4 protein-coding genes and 1 pseudogene are annotated in these 5,776 nt (G+C 66.5%); 4 read left to right on the forward strand and 1 reads right to left on the reverse strand.

Translation table 11 applies throughout. The features are described from left to right. Positions 1–169: 169 nt before the first annotated feature. Positions 170–1,213 (reverse strand): oxidoreductase, encoded by a 1,044-nt coding sequence (locus AC1DJN_RS19140; protein WP_032975380.1) that lies wholly within the window; start codon positions 1,211–1,213, stop codon positions 170–172. Positions 1,214–1,548: 335 nt separating this feature from the next. Between AC1DJN_RS19140 and AC1DJN_RS19145 the strand changes: the two are divergent. From AC1DJN_RS19145 to AC1DJN_RS19160, 4 genes and pseudogenes are all read left to right on the forward strand, one after another. Further along, positions 1,549–1,785, forward strand: a pseudogene (locus AC1DJN_RS19145) (BON domain-containing protein); the annotation flags it as partial. Positions 1,786–1,985: 200 nt separating this feature from the next. Further along, a complete protein-coding gene (locus tag AC1DJN_RS19150) occupies positions 1,986–3,803 on the forward strand; it encodes a sensor histidine kinase (protein ID WP_025878696.1) in 1,818 nt (605 codons plus the stop codon). Continuing rightward, on the forward strand, positions 3,800–4,240 hold the full coding sequence (locus tag AC1DJN_RS19155) for a response regulator (protein ID WP_208081819.1): 441 nt from the start codon (positions 3,800–3,802) through the stop codon (positions 4,238–4,240). The genes AC1DJN_RS19150 and AC1DJN_RS19155 overlap by 4 nt, the downstream gene beginning before the upstream one ends. Positions 4,241–4,244: 4 nt before the next feature. Continuing rightward, on the forward strand, positions 4,245–5,756 hold the full coding sequence (locus AC1DJN_RS19160) for a two-component system sensor histidine kinase NtrB (RefSeq protein WP_478039813.1): 1,512 nt from the start codon (positions 4,245–4,247) through the stop codon (positions 5,754–5,756). Positions 5,757–5,776 lie beyond the last annotated feature (20 nt).

A 5,776-nucleotide genomic window follows, 5' to 3' on the forward strand; every position in this document is an offset into this window, starting at 1 on the left:
GGTGTCCGCGGCATGGATGCCGCGGCCAAGCCCCCAKGGATGGGTTTACGGCGTCCCCCGCAACCGGACCCACCCCGCCATCCCACGGAATGCMCGCTTTTGACGTTGACGTTGACGTTGACGTTGACGTTGACGTTGATTCGGCAGGTGCAGGGCGCAGCCCTGCCGATCACCCCACCTGCACCCGCCGCCCTTCGCGCGCGCTATCCATCCCCGCCTGCAGCAGCCGCATCACCTGCAGCGCCTGCTGCGCGCTGACCGTCGGCTCGCCCTCACCCTGCATCGCCGCCGCGAAGTCGGCATACAGGCGCCGGTAGTCGCCCGGCAGGTTGTCCACGGTGCTGCGCAGGACGTTGTCCTCCGCATCGCAGTGCAGCAGCTCGCCGTGGCGCGGATCGATACCCCATCCCGGCGCACCTGGCGCGATGCCGCGACGCAGCTGCCCCTCCTGCACGTCCAGGCCATGCTTGATCCAACTGGCCCGCGTGCCATGCACGGAAAAACGGGGGGCAGGCGCAGCGACCAGTGAACCGGCATGCACGATCGCACGATGGCGTGGGTAGTGAAGCACCGCATGGAAATAGTCGATACCAGCGCCGCCTTCGCGCTGCACCGCAAGGTCCGCATCGATCGCCTGCGGACAGCCGAACAGCACCAGCATCTGGTCCAGCAGGTGTGGCCCCAGGTCGTACCACAGGCCGCTGCCCGGTCCGTCCTGCTCGCGCCAGCGTTCGCGCACCTGCGGACGGTAGCGGTCGAAATGTGCGTGGCATTCGGCGATGTCACCGAGCGTGCCGTCGGCAAGCAGCGCCCGCAGGGTCAGGAAGTCCGCATCGAACCGCCGGTTCTGGAACACGGTAGCGATGCGTCCAGCATCGCGCGCTGCGGCCAGCACCTGTTCGGCTTCGCGCACGCTCACGGCGAACGGTTTGTCCACCAGCACATGCTTGCCGGCGGCCAGCGCGGCGATGGCCAATGGCGCGTGCTGTTCGTTCGGCGTGGCGATGACCACCGCATCTACTGCCGGGTCATCGAAGACCTCCTGTGCGGTAGCGCGTACGTGGACGTCGCTGAAGGTGCGCAGCAGCGTATCGCGCTGCGAACTGACCACGCTGTGCAGGGCCAGCCCCGGCGTGTGCTGGATCAGCGGGGCGTGGAAGACGCGGCCGGCAAGGCCGTAGCCGATCAGGGCCAGTTGCAGCTCAGGGCGCATGGGAAGACTCCGCGCAGATCGTGAAGTGCAGGACAGGAACCTCAGGGTAAACGAGATGACTACGCGCCCGGAAGCTGAACCATTCCCGCTGCGGGTGCGCCCATTCACGTGAGCGTGACCGCAGCGCCACGCCTGCACTACAAGCACTTGGCGACACTGGGCGTACCAACCAGTAGGAGAACCAAACGATGAGCACCACGACCCGTACGCTGTTGGCTTCCGCCCTCACCCTGGGCCTGGCGCTGTCCTCCTCGGCCGCATTCGCCCAGGACGCCGCAGCGAAGAGCCCGCCGAAAACCGATCATTCGGCGATGACCCATGCAGACCGCCATGATTCCAACGAGCCGGTCACCGACAGCTGGATCACCACCAAGGTCAAGGCCGATCTGCTCGCCAGCAGCAATGTGCCGGGTACCGAAGTAAAGGTGGAGACGGTCAATGGCGTGGTCAGCCTGAGTGGCACCGTTGCCACCAAGGCGGAGCATGACAAGGCCATCGCCACGGCCAAGGGCATCAAGGGCGTGACCCGCGTTGATGCCGCCGCACTGAAGGTCAGTGCCGCCAAGCGTTGATCGACGCCGCAGGTTATCGGCAGGGGCGCTCCCACGGGGGCGCCCCTGTTTTGTGCTGTGGCGCCTGCTCGATACGTGCTGGTGGGCGCCTCGCCGAATGACCCATTGCCCCAGAGATGTGACCGGCTGCGCTATATTGCCGGTTCCGCCGTGGCCGGTCCTGCCCGGATCGCACTCCCCGGCTGAGCTGACGAGGAACTATGGCGCTGGTTTTCAGTGATGACATCTGGGATCGCTGGCGACTGCCTGCTTTGGCACTGGCAGCGGCAGCCATCATCGTGGTCCCGTGGTTGACCCTGCGCAAACTGCAGCAGGACAACGAACTGGCCATGGGCTGGGTGACCCATACCCAGCAGGTGACCGTGGCCCTGCAGCAGCTGCAGACCGACGTGCGCGACATCGAATCTGCTGCGTTGACGCTGTCCAAGGGCGTGGACGCGCCGGGCCTGCGCGAGCGCATGGGCAAGGCCAACGACATCCCCGAGCGTCTGGCCGAACTGGGCCGGATGACCCGCGACAATCCCGACCAGCTGATCCGCATCGGCCGCATCCAGTCGATGCTGGAAGGCCGGCTGGGGGTTGCGCGTGAACTGGCGAAGTCCGAGCCGAACAGCGACCAGCGCGAGCTGGTGCAGGACCTGAGCACGCGCTACCCGATCCGCGGCCTGGTGGAAGAGCTGCAGGCCAGTGAGGAAGCGCTGCTGGCCCAGCGCACCGCGCAGGCGGAGCGACAGAAGCGGCAGACCAACTTCGTGTCGTGGAGCTCGCTGCTGGTGCAGCTGGCACTGCTCGGCCTGGTGCTGTGGCTGCTGCAACGGCAGATCGGCCGCCGCCTGCAGGCAGAGCGGCAGTCGCAGCGCGCGGCGGCACGCGCGGCGTCGGTGCTGCAGACCGTGCGCGAACCGATCGTGCTGCTGGATCGCGAGCTGCGCGTGCAGCTGCACAATCCCGCGTTCTCCGAATTGTACGGGCTGCAGGATGAGCGCGCCGACGGCCTGCTGCTGGAAGACGTAGGCGAGGGCGCGTGGCGTGACCCGGTGGTGCGCCAGCGTCTGGCCGATGTGTTGCTGCGCGGCCGCGAACTGTGGGATTTCGAACACGAACAACGCACCGTCGACGGCATGTCCCGTTACATGCTGCTCAACGCCCGGCGCATGCCGCTGCCTGACACCGACGATGAAGTGGTGCTGCTGACCGTCAGCGATGTGACCGTGCAGCGTGCGGTGCAGACACGTGTTGAAGAACTGAACCGGCAGCTGGAGGGCAAGGTTGCCCAGGTCTCGGAGGTCAACCGCGAACTGGAAGCGTTCAGCTACTCGGTGTCGCACGACCTGCGCGCGCCGCTGCGCCATGTCGCCGGTTTCTCGGACAAGCTGTCGCGCCATCTGGGCGAGGCTGCCGACGAGAAGAGCCAGCACTACCTGGGGGTGATCTCCGGTTCAGCGCGGCGCATGGCCACGTTGATCGACGACCTGCTGGTCTATTCGCGCCTGGGCCGTGTGGCGATGCGCCAGCAGACCGTGGACATGCAGTCGCTGGTGGCCGATACGCGCGCGATGCTCGACGCGAACGTGCAGAGCGAAGCCGAGAGCAGTGGCCACGCCCATCAGGTGGAGTGGAGCATCGCGCCGCTGCCGATCGTGGTGGGCGACGAAAACATGCTGCGCCAGGTCTGGCTGAACCTGCTGGGCAACGCGGTGAAGTATTCAGCCAACCGCGAGCCGGCCAAGGTCCGCGTGGACTACCAGCAGCAGCCCGATGGCGGTCATCAGTTCACGGTCAGCGACAATGGTGCAGGCTTTGACATGGCCTACGCCGGCAAGCTGTTCGGTGTATTCCAGCGCCTGCACAAGGCCAGCGACTATCCCGGCACCGGTATCGGCCTGGCCAGCGTTCGCAGGGTGCTGACCCGCCATGGCGGCCGCATCTGGGCCGAAGCCGCACCGGATGCCGGCGCCACCTTCCACTTCTATCTTCCCCCCGTGCTCGACACGGACAAACAGGGCCCCATCGCATGACGACGCTGCGCACCATCCTCCTGGCCGAAGACAGCCCGGCCGACGCCGAAATGGCGATCGATGCGCTGCAGGAAGCGCGCCTGGCCAATCCCATCGTGCACGTCGAAGACGGCGTGGAAGTGATGGATTACCTGCTGCGCCGTGGCGCCTTCGCCAGCCGCGAAGATGGCCTGCCGGCGGTGCTGCTGCTGGATATCAAGATGCCGCGCATGGATGGCCTGGAAGTGCTGCGGCAGATCCGCGAACACGATGAGCTGAAGCGGTTGCCGGTGGTGATCCTGTCCTCCTCGCGCGAGGAAAGCGACCTGGCCCGCAGCTGGGACATGGGCGTGAACGCGTACGTGGTCAAGCCGGTGGACGTGGACCAGTTCTTCGGCGCAGTGCAGACCCTGGGCAAGTTCTGGGCACTGATCAACCAGGCTCCGGAGATCGAGTAGGCCCATGCCCCTGACCGGTCCCGCGCTCGGCGCATTGCGCATCCTGCTGGTGGAAGATTCCCCGGAGGATGCCGAGCTGATGTCCGAACAGATGCTCGATGCAGGCCTTGAGGCCACCTTCGAGCGTGTCGAGAGCGCGGACGACCTGCGCCATGCGCTGGCGCGCTTCCAGCCGGACATCGTGCTGTCCGACCTGAGCATGCCCGGTTTCTCCGGCGACGACGCGCTGCGCATCGTGCGCGATGCGTTGCCGGAGGTACCTTTCATCTTCGTCTCCGGCACCATGGGCGAGGAGAATGCGGTGGCGGCCCTGCAGAAGGGAGCCAACGACTACATCATCAAGCACCAGCMGGCGCGCCTGCCGTCGGCCGTGGCGCGCGCGGTGCGTGAGGCACGCAGCGCCATCGAGCGCTCGCGGGTGGAAACCGAGCTGATGCGCGCGCAACGGCTGGAAAGCCTGTCGTTGCTGGCCGCCGGGCTCAGCCACGATCTGCGCAACATCCTGCAGCCGCTGCTGATCATGCCGGACCTGCTGAAGGCGCGTACCGAAGATCCGCAGCTGCACCACCTGGCCGACGTGATCGCCGAATGCGGTCGCCGTGGCCATGAGATGGCCGAATCGATGCTGTCGTTCGTGCGCGGCTCGCGCAAGGCCAGCGAACGCATCCACATCGATGACCTGTTCCAGGCCGTGGCGCTGCTGTTGCGCAGCAACGTGCCCGATGGCGTCCGTCTGGACTTGGTGGTCGAGGATGAGGGGCTGGTGGTCGATGCCAACTACACCGAGTTGCAGCAGGTGTTGTTGAACCTGGCGCTCAACGCGATCCAGGCGATGCCCCAGGGTGGCAACCTGAGCCTGACCGCCAGCCATGGTGGCCAGCGCGATGGCGAGGACTGGCTGCGCATCGCGGTGGTCGATGAAGGCACCGGCATGGATGCGGACACGTTGTCGCACCTGTTCAACCCGTTCTTCACAACCAAGGCCGATGGCACCGGGCTGGGCCTGATTTCCTGCAAGCGCATCGTTGAAGGTGCCGGTGGCAGTATCCACGTCGACAGCCAGCTGGGGCGGGGCACCTGCTTCGAGCTGCGCTTGCCGATGCATGCCAGCGCCGAGGGCGGCGAACCGATCGAACAGCTGGTGGCACTGGGCAGTGGCCAGTCGATCCTGGTGGTCGATGGTGAAGCCACCCGCCTGTCGCTGTTGGGCAATGCACTGTCCAGCCAGGGTTATCAGCTGCAGTTGGCCTCCGATGGCCCGGCTGCGCTGCGCTGGATGCAGCAGGAGGCGATGCCGGCGCTGGTGATTGCCGATGCCGGCTCCAAGCTGTTGTCGGCCAGCCAGCTGCTGGGCGAAATGGCCACGCTCGGCTACCGCGGCCCGGCGCTGGTGCTGGAAGACGCTGCCGGGGAGATGCCCGAAGATGTGTTCCCCGCTGGCATCGAGGTGCACCTGCTGCGCAAGCCGCTGCAGATGCAGCAGGTCTTCCGCGCGGTGGCCGACGCGCTGGGCTGAAATCAGGGGTAGTGCCGGCC

Source organism: Stenotrophomonas sp. 05L414_2 (assembly GCF_056397905.1).

Excerpts from the sequence above, each read along its gene's own strand:
- AC1DJN_RS19150 (WP_025878696.1), top strand. The coding sequence starts at position 1,986 with ATGGCGCTGGTTTTCAGTGATGACATCTGGGATCGCTGGCGACTGCCT.
- AC1DJN_RS19140 (WP_032975380.1), bottom strand. The coding sequence starts at position 1,213 with ATGCGCCCTGAGCTGCAACTGGCCCTGATCGGCTACGGCCTTGCCGGC.
- AC1DJN_RS19155 (WP_208081819.1), top strand. The coding sequence starts at position 3,800 with ATGACGACGCTGCGCACCATCCTCCTGGCCGAAGACAGCCCGGCCGAC.